Source organism: Hoeflea sp., assembly GCF_039975035.1.
GTDB lineage: Bacteria > Pseudomonadota > Alphaproteobacteria > Rhizobiales > Rhizobiaceae > Hoeflea.
Genome location: NZ_JBDWHW010000003.1, coordinates 1 through 15,192, shown reverse-complemented (window position 1 = coordinate 15,192; position 15,192 = coordinate 1). Strand labels below are relative to the sequence as shown.

General features: G+C 61.4%; 16 protein-coding genes. 9 read left to right on the top strand and 7 right to left on the bottom strand.

Annotated elements, in window-relative coordinates; all coding sequences use genetic code 11:
* Positions 1–404 (bottom strand): ATP-binding cassette domain-containing protein (locus tag ABJN75_RS00360; RefSeq protein WP_348435743.1); only part of this gene is annotated, 404 nt, incomplete at its 3' end.
* On the bottom strand, positions 397–1,416 hold the full coding sequence (locus ABJN75_RS00355; protein ID WP_348435741.1) for an ABC transporter ATP-binding protein: 1,020 nt from the start codon (positions 1,414–1,416) through the stop codon (positions 397–399). The genes ABJN75_RS00360 and ABJN75_RS00355, both read right to left, overlap by 8 nt.
* Before the next feature lie 257 nt (positions 1,417–1,673).
* Here ABJN75_RS00355 and argE point away from each other — a divergent pair, with 257 nt between their 5' ends.
* Complete coding sequence (gene argE, locus ABJN75_RS00350; RefSeq protein WP_348435739.1) at positions 1,674–2,837, top strand: acetylornithine deacetylase; 1,164 nt, start codon at positions 1,674–1,676, stop codon at positions 2,835–2,837.
* A gap of 5 nt (positions 2,838–2,842) precedes the next feature.
* Here the strand turns inward: argE and ABJN75_RS00345 are convergent, their stop codons facing one another.
* From ABJN75_RS00345 to ABJN75_RS00330, 4 genes are read right to left on the bottom strand one after another with little or no spacing between them, the layout of a single operon-like run.
* Positions 2,843–4,441: a 5-guanidino-2-oxopentanoate decarboxylase gene (locus ABJN75_RS00345; protein ID WP_348435737.1), complete on the bottom strand. Its 1,599-nt coding sequence runs from the start codon at positions 4,439–4,441 to the stop codon at positions 2,843–2,845.
* Positions 4,441–5,604 carry a pyridoxal phosphate-dependent aminotransferase gene (locus ABJN75_RS00340; protein WP_348435735.1) on the bottom strand — a complete coding sequence of 388 codons (1,164 nt, stop codon included), beginning with the start codon at positions 5,602–5,604 and terminating at the stop codon, positions 4,441–4,443. The genes ABJN75_RS00345 and ABJN75_RS00340 overlap by 1 nt, the downstream gene beginning before the upstream one ends.
* A 5-nt stretch (positions 5,605–5,609) precedes the next feature.
* A complete protein-coding gene (locus ABJN75_RS00335; protein WP_348435733.1) occupies positions 5,610–6,239 on the bottom strand; it encodes a TetR family transcriptional regulator C-terminal domain-containing protein in 630 nt (209 codons plus the stop codon).
* Positions 6,236–7,084 (bottom strand): arginine deiminase family protein, encoded by an 849-nt coding sequence (locus tag ABJN75_RS00330; RefSeq protein WP_348435731.1) that lies wholly within the window; start codon positions 7,082–7,084, stop codon positions 6,236–6,238. The genes ABJN75_RS00335 and ABJN75_RS00330 overlap by 4 nt, the downstream gene beginning before the upstream one ends.
* Positions 7,085–7,216: 132 nt before the next feature.
* On the opposite strand from ABJN75_RS00330, the gene ABJN75_RS00325 reads away from it, so the two are divergent.
* The 4 genes from ABJN75_RS00325 (at position 7,217) to ABJN75_RS00310 (ending at position 10,429) form a co-directional block, all read left to right on the top strand.
* The gene (locus ABJN75_RS00325; protein WP_348435729.1) at positions 7,217–8,023 is read left to right on the top strand and encodes an ATP-binding cassette domain-containing protein; all 807 of its coding nucleotides are present in this window, start codon (positions 7,217–7,219) and stop codon (positions 8,021–8,023) included.
* Positions 8,024–8,071: 48 nt separating this feature from the next.
* Positions 8,072–8,842: a transporter substrate-binding domain-containing protein gene (locus ABJN75_RS00320; protein ID WP_348435727.1), complete on the top strand. Its 771-nt coding sequence runs from the start codon at positions 8,072–8,074 to the stop codon at positions 8,840–8,842.
* 73 nt (positions 8,843–8,915) lie between these two features.
* On the top strand, positions 8,916–9,647 hold the full coding sequence (locus ABJN75_RS00315; RefSeq protein ID WP_348435725.1) for an ABC transporter permease: 732 nt from the start codon (positions 8,916–8,918) through the stop codon (positions 9,645–9,647).
* Positions 9,647–10,429: an ABC transporter permease gene (locus ABJN75_RS00310; RefSeq protein ID WP_348435724.1), complete on the top strand. Its 783-nt coding sequence runs from the start codon at positions 9,647–9,649 to the stop codon at positions 10,427–10,429. Before ABJN75_RS00315 ends, ABJN75_RS00310 begins: the two co-directional genes overlap by 1 nt.
* Before the next feature lie 4 nt (positions 10,430–10,433).
* On the opposite strand, the gene ABJN75_RS00305 is transcribed toward ABJN75_RS00310, so the two are convergent.
* Positions 10,434–11,426 (bottom strand): GlxA family transcriptional regulator, encoded by a 993-nt coding sequence (locus ABJN75_RS00305; RefSeq protein ID WP_348435722.1) that lies wholly within the window; start codon positions 11,424–11,426, stop codon positions 10,434–10,436.
* 77 nt (positions 11,427–11,503) lie between these two features.
* Here ABJN75_RS00305 and ABJN75_RS00300 point away from each other — a divergent pair, with 77 nt between their 5' ends.
* The 4 genes from ABJN75_RS00300 to ABJN75_RS00285 form a co-directional block, all read left to right on the top strand.
* Positions 11,504–12,421 (top strand): 3-keto-5-aminohexanoate cleavage protein, encoded by a 918-nt coding sequence (locus tag ABJN75_RS00300; RefSeq protein WP_348435720.1) that lies wholly within the window; start codon positions 11,504–11,506, stop codon positions 12,419–12,421.
* A gap of 20 nt (positions 12,422–12,441) precedes the next feature.
* Positions 12,442–13,062 (top strand): HD domain-containing protein, encoded by a 621-nt coding sequence (locus tag ABJN75_RS00295; protein WP_348435719.1) that lies wholly within the window; start codon positions 12,442–12,444, stop codon positions 13,060–13,062.
* Complete coding sequence (locus ABJN75_RS00290; protein WP_348435717.1) at positions 13,059–14,492, top strand: carnitine 3-dehydrogenase; 1,434 nt, start codon at positions 13,059–13,061, stop codon at positions 14,490–14,492. The genes ABJN75_RS00295 and ABJN75_RS00290 overlap by 4 nt, the downstream gene beginning before the upstream one ends.
* A gap of 3 nt (positions 14,493–14,495) precedes the next feature.
* Positions 14,496–15,192: SDR family oxidoreductase (locus ABJN75_RS00285; RefSeq protein WP_348435715.1), on the top strand; the 697-nt coding region annotated here is incomplete at its 3' end.

Genomic DNA, 15,192 nt, shown 5'->3' with positions numbered 1-15,192 from the left:
ACGTGCTCGTCAAGCGGTTCACCGATGATGCTGGCGACCGTCATGCGCGGATTGAGGCTGGCTTGCGGATCCTGAAAGATCATCTGCATCATCGGCCGCTTCGAGCGCAGGCTGTCGCGGTCGACATGGGCAATTTCAAACCCGTTGATTTCGACGGTGCCGCCAGTCACGTCATAAAGCCGCAGGATCGAGCGTCCGACGGTGGACTTGCCGCAACCGGATTCTCCGACCAGTCCAAGCGTTTCGCCCGGCATGATGTCGAAGCTGATGCCATCCACAGCCTTGATGTCGCCGGAATGCGTTCGGAACAGGCCGGAATGGATCGGGAAATACATCTTGAGATCCCGCACCTTGACCAGCGGAACTGCAGCTTCGGCATCAGTCACGGTTTGAACTTCAGCCATTTACAGTCTCCGGCTCTTGCGTCGAGACCCTGTCCAGAAGGAAGCAGGCGGCGCGGTGGCCCGGCGCATGGATCGGCGTCAGCGCCGGATTTTCCTGTTCGCAGCGGTCGAAAGCAAACGGGCACCGGTTGCGGAAAGAGCAGGCGGCTGGTGCATCATGCATGATCGGTGGCTGGCCCTCGATCACCTGCAGCCGGTCGGCGCGCGGTCCGCGAACGGCTGGCACGGTCTTGAGAAGCGCCTGGGTGTAAGGATGCCGGGGATCCCGGAAGATCTCGTTGACCGGGCCTTCCTCGACAACCTGGCCGGCATACATCACCATCACCCGGTCGGCGATCCCGGCGATAACGCCCAGATCATGCGTGATCCAGATGATTGCCATTCCCAGCTTCTGGCGCAGTTCCTTCACCAGCTCGATGATCTGGGCCTGAATGGTCACGTCCAGCGCCGTGGTCGGTTCGTCCGCGATCAGCACCTTGGGATCGCAGGCAAGCGCAATGGCGATCATCACCCGCTGGCGCATGCCGCCAGAAAACTGGTGCGGGTAGTCCTTCAGCCGCCGTTCCGGATCAGGAATGCCCACGAGTTGCAGAAGCTCGATCGACCGCGCCCGGGCTTGCGCCTTGGGCATGCCCATATGCGCACGCAGCGGCTCTGCCAACTGGAAGCCCACAGTGTAGACTGGATTGAGCGATGTCATCGGGTCCTGAAAGATGAACCCGATCCTGGAGCCACGCACCTGGCGCAACTTCTCCGGGCTGATCTTGAGCAGGTCTTGACCATCAAACATCACTGTGCCGTCACGCATCTCCGCGGGCGGAGACGGCAGCAGCCGCAACAGTGACATCATGGTCACCGATTTTCCTGACCCGCTTTCTCCCACCACGCCGAGCAGTTCGCCGGGACGGAGATGGAAGTCTACCGAGTTCACCGCGTGAACTTCGCCACCACGGGTGCGGAAAACCGTTTTAAGTCCTTTAACATCCAGAATTGGCATGGCCGTGTCTGGCATACTGTACCCCTCGGGAGATGTTTTCCCGTTATTTTTGTTGCCGGTCCGATCTTTCAATCAGCCGGTGGCGCATACTATTGACCAATTTTCCTGTGGTTGACCAGTGGGGTTTTTCAATTTGCATGATAAGTGTTCAAACCGGCGGCGGCGAGAACGAAAAATTCACGCGGTACCGGCCTTGCACGGGGCGGCTTGAGTGAGCAGAACTTCGCAAGAGTCCGATTTATCGAAATGTTTGATCCTTGTTTGGCGATACAATGGAAATATATTCTAATTCTCGAGGAATTCTGGCAAAACTGGTTTCCTTTCCGACTATCAGCAGCGACAGCAATTTGCCGTTGGTGGAGTGGGTTGAGTCCTTTCTGTCGGGCTACGGCATCACTTCGGAGCGGATCATGAGTCCGTGCGGCACAAAGGCGCATCTCTATGCCCAAACCGGTCCGGAGATCGACGGCGGAGTCATCTTGTCGGGCCATACCGATGTCGTTCCGGTTGAGGGGCAGTCCTGGACAACCGATCCCTGGACGCTGACCGAGCGCGACGGAAAACTGTTCGGGCGTGGCGCCTGCGACATGAAAGGCTTTGACGCGCTGGCGCTGCTGGCCATGGCACGGGCTTCAACCCTCGCGCTCAAGCGTCCGCTTCAACTGGCGCTTTCCTTTGACGAGGAAGTCGGCTGCGCGGCAGTCATTGATCTGGTCGAGACCATGCTTGGCGCCCTGCCGCGAGCGCGTGAGGTCATTGTCGGTGAACCAACCATGATGCGGGTGGTGACGGGGCACAAGGGCGGTCTGGCCTATAACATTCATGTGCGCGGCTTCGAGGTACATTCTTCCTTGTTGCCCTATGGTGTCAGCGCAATCATGCAGGCGGCGAAACTCATCGATTGGGCCAACCAGCGCAATGCGGAGAATGCAGCGCGGACGCCGTCCGAACTTGCCGCGCCCTTTGATCCGGCTTTTACCACGCTCCATGTCGGACAGATCGAGGGCGGCACCGCCCATAACATCACCGCCAAGGATTGCCGGTTCTTGATGGAGTTCCGTTTCGTCCCCGGCGAAAGTCCTGATGAGTGGGCCCGGGCGCTTGAGGCGAAAGTGGCGGATCTGACCGCCGAGATGCAGACAATCCATCCCGATACCGGCATCGATCTCAAACCCGGTTTCGCGCTTCCCGCGTTGACGCCGGAGATCGACGGTGCGGCGGAAACCCTGGCGCGCCGCCTGACCGGCGACAATGGCCGGCATGTGGTCAGTTACGGCACCGAGGGCAGCCAGTTCCAGACCCGCGGCTATTCCACTGTGGTCTGCGGGCCCGGCGATATCGCCCAGGCGCATCAGCCCGACGAGTTTCTCTCGCTCGAACAACTCGCTGCCGGCGAAGCGTTCATGGACCGGTTGCTCGATTCACTGTGTGCCTGAGCGCTTCAGCGCGGATCGAGATACTCAATCAAACAGGGCCGCGGCAGTTGCTTCAGCGCTCCGATGAGGTCTTCGCGGGTTCCAACCCTGCGCGACGGCAGACCGTAGGCTGCCGCAATGGCAGAAAAATCCGGCGCCGACGGGGTGACGCCGATCGGTGTGATCTTCGCTGACGTCATTGACGTTTCGATTTCCATGAAGCCGGAATTGTTCCAGACCACAAACGCCACATCCGCATCGCAATCTCGTGCGCTGCCAAGTTCGGCAAGCGTGAACTGAAACCCGCCATCGCCCAGCAGCGCCACTGCCGGCCGCCCGGGCTGGCCCAGCGCCGCGCCGATGGCGGCGGGAGCGGCATAGCCCAGGGTCCCGAAGCCGGTGGCCGAATTGAACCAGGAAGCCTGGCGTGGCGCTTGGACATACATGTTGCCGGCATAGACCAGTTGCGTCGAGTCGCCGACGATTGCCGCTTCGGGCAAGGCTCGCCAGATCTCCTCGACCAGGTCAACGTGTCCGCGATAGGTTTCCCCGATCTCGGCAAGCGCCAGGTCCCGGACCGCTTTCGCGCGTTTGCCGCCATCGCCGGGCCGGTCTTTCGGCAAGGGCAAGGCAGCCATCTCGCCAGACATGTCCGATAAAAAGGCTTCGAGATCGGCCTTGATCGCCAAAGCCGCGGGCGCACCGCGTGTCAGTTGGTCAGTGTCGATGTCGACGCGCATCAGGTTCAAAGGCAAGCTGAAGCGGCCATCATCATACATGTCGCAGTCGGTCGGCCCCAGTTCGGTTCCCAGCGCCAGCACCAGGTCGGAGCCTGACAGCAGCTCTCTCACACAGGCCAGACTGGGGCTGGCCGGCACATCGAGTGTGGATCCTGCCATGATGCCCCGCGCATTGGTGGTGCTGACAACCGGCGCATCAAGCGTCTCGGCGAACCGGCGAACGGCATCCTCCGACCGCACGGCACCGCCGCCAAGCAGGATTGTTGGTGTTCTCGCCCGCCTGCACATGTCGGTGGCCAAGCTGATATCAGCGGCTGAGGGGCGCGGGTGCGGGACAACCGGCATGGTGAATGTCTGCGCGCCCGCTGGCAGTTTCATGATGTCGGTGGGAATCTCGATATGCACCGGCCCGGGGCGTTCGCCAGTCATCACCGTGAACGCCTGAGCCAGCACGTCATTCAATTGCGCTGGATCAGTCAGTGTATGGGTCCACAGCGCCACGGTGCGGGCGAGGCCGGCCTGATCGGGCAATTCGTGCAGGTGGCCACGGCCCTGTCCGAGGGTCGTCGTGGCGTTGACGCCGGAGATCACCAGCATCGGAATGCCGTCGGCGCGCGCCTGCGCCATGGCCGTCAGCGTGTTGGTCAGCCCCGGGCCGGTGATGACGAAACACACACCGGGTCGTCCGGTGACGCGGGCATAGCCATCGGCCATGAAGCCCGCGCCTTGTTTGTGGCGTGGCGTGACATGGCGGATCGGGCTCGCGGCAAGACCGCGATAGAGCTCGATCGTGTGAACGCCGGGAATGCCGAAGACGGTGTCGACGCCGGCCTGCTCCAGCAGGGTGACCAGGGCTTGTCCAACGGTCAGCGAGTGGCCGGACATCAAAGCCCCTCCACAAAGCGTTTTATGCGCGCGCAGGCTTCCACGACCGATTCATCGGGCACGGTCAGGCTGAGCCGGACCAGAGCACCCGCATTGGCCCCGAACGAGGAACCGGGCATCACCGCGACGCCGGCTTCCAGCAATCGCCAGGCGAAGCTTTCGCCATCAAGCCCGGTACCGGAAACATCGAGCACGATGAACATGCCGGCTTGTGGCCGGAACGGCGTGATGCCGTCAATTTTTTCCAGCGTGTCGGCGAAAAGCGTGGTGCGGTGCTTGTAGGAGGCGCGCATCCGCGCCGATGTTGGCAAATCAGAATTGAGCGCGAAGGCGGTCATGTCGGCGATGAAGGGCTGGTTGCCGAACAGCATGGTCTCCGCCAAGGGCAGCAGTTTGTCGCAGAATTCCTGCGGCCCGACCGCCCATCCGCTGCGGAAGCCGGGCGCCGCATGCGATTTGGAGATCGATGACAGCGCGATCACCCGGTCCGCCAGCTCGGGATTATCAAACGGCGAGGCGAAATTGCCGTCGAATACCAATTCTTCATACACCTCGTCGGCGACGATCCAGAGATCGTGTTTCCGGCAAACCTCGCCGATTTGAGCCAATTCGCCGGCGTCAAGCACCGCGCCCGTCGGATTGTGCGGCGAGTTCAGCAGCAGCACCCGTGAATGTGGTGTGATCGAGGCTTCAAGGTCTTCCGCGGTCAGCCGAAACCCGTTTTCGGATCTCAGCGGTACCGATTCCCGGTGCGCGCCGCTGGCGACAATGACGCCTTCATAGGTGGCGTAGAAGGGATCGCCGACAAGCACGCCGTCGCCAGGGCCTGTCAGCCCCATCATGGTGGCGAACAGCGCGGTCTGGGTTCCCGGAAAACATAGCACATTCTGGGAATCCACTCCGGCGCGCCTGCGGCTGTATCGTGCTGCGATCGCCTCCAGCAGCTCCGGCTCGCCGCGACCGTTCGAATAGCCGGTGCGGCCAGCGAGCATTGACGCGTGGCAGACTTCGAACAAACGCGGGTCCGGCGGTTGATCCGGTTCTCCGATTGTCAATTCGATGATGTCGGCGCCGGCGGCGTTCATCGTCCGGCAGCGCTGGTGAATGGCCCATTTGGCGCCCCCGGTATGAGCCAGGCGCTCGGTGATTGCGGCATAGTGCATCTTGGTTATTCCCTGAATTCCGCCGGGTCGATCCCGAGCAATGTCGCCACTGAATCGAGTGCTATCCGGATCACGTCGAAACGCGAAAAGTCGTCGCCGCCCATGGAAATCTCGATCCAGAGACCATCAAGCAGTGCGTTGAGCACAATGGCGTGTCTGCGGATGTCCGGTTTCGTGGCAGGTACTGCGCGCTCGGCCATGACCTCGCCGACCAGCTGTTCGATCAGATCACGAAATGACTGGTAGCCCTCACGGTGCGCCTGCGCCATGACCGGATCGGAGTTCACCGTACCGATGAAGGCGGCCCAGATTGACAGCGTCCGCCCGTCGGCCACCGGGGCGGTGACGCTGGCGCGGATCAGGCCCGCGAGCCGCGAAACCGCCGGCCCGTCGCCACAGCCCGATTCCGCCATGGCAATCAGATCCGAAATGAAGCTCCGGTAGGCCGCCGCGACCAGCTTTTCCTTGTTGTCGAAATACCGCCGGATCAGACCCGGCGTGACACCAGCGCGGTAGGAGACTTCCCGCACGGTTGCGCCAGCCAGCCCCAGTTCGGCGATGCTGTCGAGCGTTGCGGCAATCAGAGCATTTTGCCGCACCTCCTCAGGTTCATGATGAAACGCGCGGCGCGTCATTCCCGCCATACCGGACGGGTGAGGCAGGTCGGTCCGCCTTCACATGGAATGCACAATGCGTCTGCCTCAAACACCCGGACCCGGCAATTTGCCTTTTCCATCAAGGCCCGGGTCTTGGGAAACCCGTCGACCATGATCACATCGCCGGGAACCAGGGGCAAAACATTGAGGTTGAGGCCGTTGGATGCGGCAAACTCGTCCGCCGGGGCTTCCAGCAAGGTGTAGCCGCGGTCCTTCAGCAATTGCCAGAAGGCGACAGGAAGCATCGGCGCGTAGACCAGTGCCAGTCTCTCGTCCAGCGGAGACACCACCGACATCAAATGCAGGCAGGCATCAGCGCCATTGCCAAGCGGGAGGTCGAAGCCAAGCACGCTCACACCGTGCGGCGCAAGCATCGCTGCGAGTTGCTCGATTCCGGCCTGATTGGTCCGAACGCCGCGGCCGACAGCTAAGGTCGAGTGATCGACCCAGACGCAATCGCCGCCCTCGACGGATCCGGGTGCGGCAATTTCGCCCAGGATCGGAATCCCGGCAGCGCGATAGGCGGCGGCATGAAGCGCAGGCTCTGCCATGCGGCCGGGCTTTCCCATACGCAAGATGATCGCGCCATGGTCGGTCATCAGCGACGGGTCATGGGTGAACATCGCATCGGCAAGGCCGTCGCCCGAATCCTGGATCCAGAGCATCTCGGCGCCGCAGGAGCCAACCAGATCGGTAAAGATGTCGAACTGCTCGATGGCGCGCGCTCCGTCAAAGCCGGGGCCGTAATGCCAGTCCTCGGCCTTGGCTGAAAGAAGGCTTGCGCCCGGCCTGCGCATAGCGACCCGCTTTAAGGGCGCGGTCATGGATTGCGATCCGTAAGTCATCGAGGGTCCGATCGGGTGGTTTGCACTTTCTCAAATTATACACTTGATTAATTGCTGCGCAAGGGTCACGATTGACCAACTTCGCGACAGACGGAGCAGCAAAGGGAACGAATGAGCAGTCTACAATCCGGCGCGGAACCGGGCACCACGCAGCCTCCGCCAGCGGTTCAGGTCGCTGACTTGCACAAGACATTTGGTGAGCTTGAAGTTCTCAAGGGCGTTTCGCTGACGGCGAAAACCGGTGATGTGGTGGCCATCATAGGCGGTTCCGGATCAGGCAAGTCGACCATGCTCCGCTGCATCAACATGCTCGAGTTGCCGACCCGGGGTGCAATCAGCATCAAGGGAGAGACGATTGATATGAAGCCGGATGGCCGCGGCGGATTGCAGTCGGCCAATGCCGGTCAGCTCCGGCGCATCCGCACACGTCTCGCCATGGTGTTTCAAAGCTTCAATCTCTGGCAGCACATGACGGTTCTTGGCAATGTCATAGAGGTGCCTGTGCAGGTCATGGGTGTGCCGCGCGACGAGGCGATCGCGCGCGCCGAAACACTGCTCGACCGCGTCGGCCTGTCCGACAAGCGCGATGTCTATCCGGCATTTCTGTCCGGAGGCCAGCAGCAACGCGCGGCAATCGCCCGCGCTCTGGCGGTCGAACCGGAAGTGATGCTGTTTGACGAACCGACCTCGGCACTTGATCCTGAACTGGTCGGCGAAGTGCTTGCCGTGATCGCTGATCTGGCGCGCGAAGGCCGCACCATGCTGCTGGTCACGCACGAGATGAAGTTTGCCCGCGAGGTCGCCAACCACGTGGTATTTCTGGCCGATGGTGTGATCGAGGAAGAAGGTCCACCGGATGCCGTCTACAGCGCTCCAAAATCGGAGCGATTGCAAAAATTCCTTGCGACTGTTCAATAGTCCGAGGCTGAATGGGCAAAGCCCGATTTCTTTAACAGGGGAAAATCCATGAACACCAAGATCATCACAACAATCGCTGCCTTCGGCATGACGCTCGCCGCACAGGCCGCATCCGCCGAAACCGTCCGCGTCGGTGTCGCCGCCGAGCCTTATCCTCCGTTCACCGAACCGGATGCTGCGGGCAACTGGACCGGCTGGGAAATCGAATTCATGAACGCTGTCTGCGCTGAAGCCAAGCTTGATTGCGTGGTCACACCGGTCTCATGGGACGGCATCATTCCGGCGCTGACATCGAGCAAGATCGACGCCATCATCGGCTCCATGTCGATCACCGAAGAGCGCATGAAGACCATCGATTTCTCCGACAAATACTACAACACCCCGTCGGTGATCGCGACCGCCAAGGGATCGGGCATCACGCCCGATGCTGCTGGCCTCGAAGGCAAGATCGTTGGCGTTCAGGTCTCCACCATCCACCAGGATTACGTGACCACGCACTTTGCTGATGCCGCCGCCGAGATCAAGGAATACCAGACCCAGGACGAAGCCAATCAGGATCTGGCTGCCGGCCGCGTGGATGCCATCATGGCGGATTCGCTGGCGCTTGATGCCTTCGTCAAATCCGACGCCTGCTGCGAAATCGTCGGCGCGGTCGAAGATGATCCGGCCATTCTCGGCGCCGGTGTTGGCATTGGCCTGCGCAAGGGTGACGATGCATTGCGCGAAAAGTTCAATACAGCCATCGCCGCCATCCGTGAAAACGGAACCTATGAGGAATTCTCGAAGAAGTATTTCGACTTCGATATCTACGGCAAGTAAATGCCTGAATTGGCGCGCTGCGCTCCAGCACGACCGACGGTTTCCAACCGCCGGTCGTGTGTGAGTGTCTCAAATGCTTGACTGGGTAACAGGCCTGGCTTCCTGGGAATTTCTGGCGCTTGAACCTCCGGGCTGGGGCGGCGTTTTGCTCGGAGGCCTCGCGGTCTCGCTTCAGGTCGCCGTCGGCGGCTATATTCTGGGCTTCCTGATTGGCGTCGGCGGCGCCACCGGCAAGCTTTATGGCGGTCCGATCCTGCGTGACATTCTTGATGTCTACACCACGTTGGTGCGCGCCGTGCCGGAACTTGTGCTGATCCTGCTGCTTTATTACGCCGGGACCGACGCGCTCAACCAGGTCATGGTGTTGATCGGCGCCGAGCGCATGGATATCAGCGGTCTGGCCGCCGGCATCTTCGTCATCGGCGTGGTTCAGGGCGCCTATCAGACCGAGGTCTTGCGCGGCGCTTTCAAGGCAGTGCCCTATGGCCAGATCGAAGCCGCCAGGGCCTACGGCATGTCTTCGCTTCAGGTGCTCAGGCGCATCACCTTGCCGGGCATGCTGCCGCATGCCGTCCCGGGACTTTCCAATCTCTGGCTGATCGCCACCAAGGACACAGCACTCCTGGCCGTTGTCGGCGTCGCCGAATTGACGCTGGTGACGCGGCAGGCGGGAGGAACCACCAAGTCCTATTTTCTGTTTTTCTGTGCAGCGGGACTGCTCTATCTGATGGTGACATTGCTCTCCAATGTCGTCATCCGTCGGGTTGAGCGTTATGCCCGCCGCGGCATGCCGGCGGTGCGCTGATGGATCCCGAACTCAGAAGCTGGAAGGAACCGCACCGTCTGGTGCTGCTGGCGATCGGCATCGGCATCATTGCTTTCGCCGCGGTGACAATGCGCTGGGACTGGCTGCCGCGTTATTCGGGCAAGCTGGTAAGTGGCGTTGGCACCACGCTGTGGCTGTTGTTCCTGACCAGCATTCTTGGTTTTCTTATGGCTGTGCCGCTGGGGCTTGCCCAGGCTGCGGGACCGTTCTGGCTATCCGGTCCGGCGCGGGCGTTCTGCACCGTGATCCGCGGCACGCCGCTGCTGCTGCAGTTGTGGCTTCTGTATTACGGGCTCGGCTCGCTGTTTGCCTATTGGCCGGAAATCCGCCAGTCCTGGGCCTGGCCCTATCTGCGCTCGGCCTGGCCTTATGGCGTTCTGGCGCTGACACTGTCCTTCGCCGGATATGAAGGCGAGGTGATGCGCGGCGCCTTTGCCGGCGTGCCGAAGGGCGAACTCGAAGCCGCGCGGGCCTATGGCATGTCGCCGTTCACAGCGTTCCGGCGGATCTGGTTGCCGCGCGCCATTCACCGCGCGCTGCCGACGCTGGCCGGCGAAACCGTGTTGCAGCTCAAGGCAACACCATTGGTGGCGACCATCACCGTGGTCGATGTCTACGCCATCATTTCCCGCGTCCGTCAGGACACCTATCTGACCTATGAGCCGCTGCTGCTGCTGGCGCTGATCTACATGATCCTGACCGGTGTACTGGTCCTGGCGTTTCGCTGGCTCGAAGCAAAGGTTCCGGTCAAAAGCAGTTGACAGGTCAGGCAGCGCCCGGGCGGCCCTTGCGGCTCAATGTCGGCGTTGTCCCGAACTGGCGGCTGAACGCGCGTGAAAACGACGATTGCGAGGAGAACCCGGTGCGCGATGCGATGTCGGTCATGCTCAGTCGCGTGTCATTGACCAGGCGCCGGGCTGCGGCCAGCCTGAGCGACAGAAAATAGGCACCGGGCGTCTGCCCCAGTTGCCGGTCGAACAATTGCTCCAGTCCGCGCGCCGACATCGACACCCGTTTGGCGATTGCCGCAATGCTCAACGGTGCATCGATATGGGTTTCCATGATCCTGATCGAACGGACCAGGCGCGCGTCGTGATGGGCGCCTGCGAGGGTGACATTGACCTGCGGATCGCCTGCCGCGCGCAGATCGTCATGCACGAAGCTGCTCGCCACATCGAGGGCTGCGGGATGCCCAAGGACCCGCCGCACCAGATCCACCATCATGTCGAAGGTCGGAGACGAGCCCGAAGTGGTGATGAAGCGCCGGTCGATCACATAGCGATCGGGTCGCAGATCAACATTGGGAAATGCCGTGGCAAATTCCTCGAAATCCTCCCAGTGCGTTGCCGCCCGATGCTCGTCGAGAAGCCCGGCGCGCGCCAGCAGCCAGGCGCCGGATTCGATGCCGATGACGACGGTCGCGTTCCGGGCCGCGCGATAGACATGCGCGATCAGCTTGCGCTCGGTCATCCGGGCCGCGCCGAACCCCGCCGCAATCGCCAGCACATCGCAAGCAACGGAGGCATCGTGTCTGGAGGAGACGGGCCAGGCGATGCCCGATGACGTCACCGGCGCTTCCCCGTCAACGGAGACGAAACGCCAGTTGAAGACGGTGCGGCCGGATTGACGGTTGGCGGCCCGCAGCGGTTCGACCGCACTTGAAAGGGTGAGAAGCGAACAGCCCGGTACAATCAGCAAATCAACCGTAACCGGACGGCCCAGCTCGGAAATCATCGTCAGGGCTTTGCTTTGTGTCATGTTTTCTTCGTAAATTGGATTACATGCGTCTGCAAGCCGGTCATCATTGCAGCGCCATCAAGAGGAGGATTAGCTGCATGCCCCTGACCATGAATCGTGAGGTTTTCATCACCTGCGCCGTCACTGGCTCCGGCTCCACCCAGGACCGCAGCCCGCATGTGCCGCGATCGCCCGAGCAGATCGCCAACTCCGCCATTGACGCGGCCAAGGCCGGCGCCGCAATTGTCCATTGTCATGTCCGTGATCCCGAAACAGGCAGTCCGCGCCGCGATGTCGCGCTTTACCGCGAAGTTACCGAACGCATCCGCGAAGCCGAAGTAGATGTCGTCCTCAACCTGACTGCCGGCATGGGTGGCGACATCACCTTCGGCCCGACCGAAAGGCCGTTGCCGCTCAACCCGGTCGGCACTGACATGGCCGGCGCATCCGAACGCATGAAGCACATTCTCGAATGCCTGCCCGAGATGTGCACGCTTGATTGCGGCACCATGAATTTCGCCGAAGCCGATTACGTCATGACCAACACGCCGGGCATGTTGCGCGCCATGGGCGGGATGATGACCCAGCTTGGCGTCAAGCCGGAGATCGAGGCCTTCGACACCGGTCATCTCTGGTTCGCCAAGGAACTGGTCAAGGAAGGCGTGCTCGCACCCGATGCGCTGGTTCAGCTCTGCATGGGCGTTCCCTGGGGCGCGCCCGACGATCTCAACACCTTCATGGCGATGGTCAACAATGTGCCCGACGACTGGAACTGGTCGGCCTTCGCGCTCGGCCGCAACCAGATGGCCTATGTCGCAGCCTCCGTGCTTGCCGGCGGCAATGTCCGGGTCGGGCTTGAAGACAATCTCTGGCTTGGCAAGGGCCAGCTTGCCACCAATGCCCAACTGGTCGAACGCGCTGCGACAATTGTCGAGAACATGGGCGCGCGCGTCATCGGTCCTGCCGAGGTGCGCGAGCGTCTCAATCTTACCAAGCGCGCGCCGGCTTCGGCATAGTCTCAAAGAGGGAGGGCGGCATGGAGAAAGTCAAGTTTACCGCGATGAAGGATGGCGATCGGGAGGATTATGAATTCCTCACTGAGCACGAAATCGATTATGCCGCCAAGACCGCCGAGCGGCTTCTCGCTGCCATGGTGGATCTCGACAAGAGCCTGTCGGGCTACCAGGTCACACGGCTCGGCCACTCGCTGCAGGCCGCCACCCGCGCCTGGCGTGATGGCGCCGATGTCGACTGGGTGGTCTCGGCACTGCTGCACGATATCGGCGATATCTACGCACCCTACAATCACGATGAATATGCAGCCGCTATCCTCAAACCTTTCGTGCGTGAGCAATGCACCTGGGTGGTGGAAAAGCACGGCGACTTCCAGAAGCTCTATTATGCCCAACATGTTGGCGGCAATCCGCATGCGCGCGATGCCTACGAGGGGCACGCCTACTACGATGATTGCGCCACATTCTGCGAACGCTGGGACCAGAACAGCTTTGACCCGGACTACCCGCATGAAGACATTGAGTTCTTCCGCGATCAAGTCGAGCAGGTCTTTGCCCGCAAAGCCTATGACCCTGCAGTGATCCGCGCCGGTGAACGCGTTGAACTGACCGATCCCACAATTGCCAAAGAGCGAAACACATGAGTGAAAACAAGACAGCCGCCATCATCGGTGGCGGTGTCATCGGCGGCGGCTGGGCTGCGCGCTTCCTCCTCAATGGCTGGAATGTGGTCGTCTCCGATCCCGATCCGGAAGCCGAGCGCAAGGTTGGTGAAGTGCTCGCCAACGCGCGGCGATCCTTGCCCGCGCTGTCGGACGTGACCGTCCCGAAAGAAGGCAAACTCAGTTTCGCTGCATCGCTGGCAGAAGCCGTGGCGGATGCCGACTGGATCCAGGAAAGCGCGCCTGAGCGCCTCGATATCAAGCACATCGTTTTTGCCGAGATCCAGGCCCACTGCCGCAAGGATGCGCTGATCGGCTCGTCCACGTCGGGCTTCAAGCCGTCCGAACTGCAACAGGGCGCGGCAAGGCCGGAGCAGATCTTCGTCGCGCATCCGTTCAACCCGGTCTATCTCCTGCCGGTGATTGAGCTTGTCGGGGTCGAGGCAACGCTGTTGCGCGCCCGTGACGTGCTTGACGGCATCGGCATGAAGCCGCTGATCGTGCGCAAGGAAATTGACGCCCACATTGCTGACCGCTTTCTTGAAGCTGTCTGGCGCGAGGCGCTGTGGCTGATCAAGGATGGTGTTGCCACCACCCAGGAAATCGACGACGTCATCCGCTATGGCTTCGGTATGCGCTGGGCGCAGATGGGCCTGTTCGAGACCTACCGCATCGCCGGTGGCGAAGCCGGCATGCGCCATTTCATCGCCCAGTTCGGCCCCTGCCTCTCCTGGCCCTGGACCAAGCTGATGGATGTGCCGGAACTCACCGATGAGTTGACCGACATGATCGCCGATCAGTCGGATGCCCAGTCAGGCATGTATTCGATCCGCGAACTCGAGCGCATCCGCGATGACAATCTGGTTGCCATGATGCGGGCACTCAAGGGGCGCAATTGGGGCGCCGGCGAATTGCTGAACGTGCAGGACGCGCGCAGCAAGCCGCCATTGCCGGCCGACATCGATCAACCGCTGACAACGCTGAACCGCGTCATCCCGGTAGACTGGATGGATTACAACGGCCATATGAACGAAAGCCGTTACGGCCAGGTGTTCTCCGATGCCGGCGACGTGGTGATGTCCATGGTCGGCGCAAATCAGGCTTACATTGCCGGCGGTCTGTCCTATTTCACCGTCTCCAATGAAATCGGCTATCTCAACGAAACCCATCTGGGCGACGTCATCCATGTCCGCACCCAGGTGCTTGAAGCCCGCGGCAAGAAGCTGAGGCTCTATCACGAGATGATCCGCACCGCTGACGACGAATTGCTGGCGACCTGCAACCAGCTTCTCATCCATGTCTCGCTTGAAACCCGCCGTTCCTGCGAGCCGCAAGGCGAGGTTCTGGCGAACATCACAGCGCTCGGAGAAGCCCAGTCGAAACTGCCCAAGCCTGCAAGCATGCGGGATTAGGGGATGAGCAAGCGGGTTCTCATCACCGGCGGTGGATCCGGCATAGGCAAGGCAATGGCCGAGACTTTTGCAGCCGATGGCGCACGCGTCCTTGTCACCGACACGGACGAGACTGCGCTGGCACATTGCCCCGACGACTGGCTGAAAATGTCCGGCGATGCCAGCGACCCCGAGCATGTGCGCGCAGTGTTCCAACGCATTGCCAGTGAATGGGGCAGCATCGACGTGGTCTGCGCCAATGCCGGCATCGCCGGTCCCACCGCTCTGGTCGAGGATGTCGAGCCCGAGGATTTCCGCCGTTGCGTGGCGGTCAATCTCGAAGGCGCATTCCTGGCCGCGAAATACGCTGCACCGATGATGAAGGCGCAAAAATCCGGCGTGATCCTGATCACCTCGTCAAATGCGGGCATCAACGGTTTTCCCAACCGTTCGCCCTATTCATCGGCGAAATGGGCTGTGATCGGCCTGATGAAGACCTTGGCCATGGAGCTTGGGCCTTATGGCATTCGCGCCAACGCCATCGCACCCGGATGCGTTGAAGGGCCACGGATTGACGGCGTGATTGCGCGCGAAGCCAAGGCCAAGGGCACGACACCCGAATTCATCCAGGCAGGCTACGAGGCTGGCGTCTCTATGCGCTGCTTCGTGACAGCTCAGGACGTTGCCAATATGGCCGTGTTTCTGGCCTCCGACGGCGCAC

What these genes read in the sequence shown, in the direction of transcription:
- ABJN75_RS00300 (WP_348435720.1), top strand. Translation starts at nt 11,504, where the DNA reads ATGCCCCTGACCATGAATCGTGAGGTTTTCATCACCTGCGCCGTCACT.
- ABJN75_RS00295 (WP_348435719.1), top strand. Translation starts at nt 12,442, where the DNA reads ATGGAGAAAGTCAAGTTTACCGCGATGAAGGATGGCGATCGGGAGGAT.
- ABJN75_RS00345 (WP_348435737.1), bottom strand. Translation starts at nt 4,441, where the DNA reads ATGTCCGGCCACTCGCTGACCGTTGGACAAGCCCTGGTCACCCTGCTG.
- ABJN75_RS00290 (WP_348435717.1), top strand. Translation starts at nt 13,059, where the DNA reads ATGAGTGAAAACAAGACAGCCGCCATCATCGGTGGCGGTGTCATCGGC.
- ABJN75_RS00335 (WP_348435733.1), bottom strand. Translation starts at nt 6,239, where the DNA reads ATGACGCGCCGCGCGTTTCATCATGAACCTGAGGAGGTGCGGCAAAAT.
- ABJN75_RS00355 (WP_348435741.1), bottom strand. Translation starts at nt 1,416, where the DNA reads ATGCCAGACACGGCCATGCCAATTCTGGATGTTAAAGGACTTAAAACG.
- ABJN75_RS00320 (WP_348435727.1), top strand. Translation starts at nt 8,072, where the DNA reads ATGAACACCAAGATCATCACAACAATCGCTGCCTTCGGCATGACGCTC.
- ABJN75_RS00310 (WP_348435724.1), top strand. Translation starts at nt 9,647, where the DNA reads ATGGATCCCGAACTCAGAAGCTGGAAGGAACCGCACCGTCTGGTGCTG.
- ABJN75_RS00340 (WP_348435735.1), bottom strand. Translation starts at nt 5,604, where the DNA reads ATGCACTATGCCGCAATCACCGAGCGCCTGGCTCATACCGGGGGCGCC.
- ABJN75_RS00305 (WP_348435722.1), bottom strand. Translation starts at nt 11,426, where the DNA reads ATGACACAAAGCAAAGCCCTGACGATGATTTCCGAGCTGGGCCGTCCG.
- ABJN75_RS00330 (WP_348435731.1), bottom strand. Translation starts at nt 7,084, where the DNA reads ATGACCGCGCCCTTAAAGCGGGTCGCTATGCGCAGGCCGGGCGCAAGC.
- argE (WP_348435739.1), top strand. Translation starts at nt 1,674, where the DNA reads ATGGAAATATATTCTAATTCTCGAGGAATTCTGGCAAAACTGGTTTCC.
- ABJN75_RS00315 (WP_348435725.1), top strand. Translation starts at nt 8,916, where the DNA reads ATGCTTGACTGGGTAACAGGCCTGGCTTCCTGGGAATTTCTGGCGCTT.
- ABJN75_RS00325 (WP_348435729.1), top strand. Translation starts at nt 7,217, where the DNA reads ATGAGCAGTCTACAATCCGGCGCGGAACCGGGCACCACGCAGCCTCCG.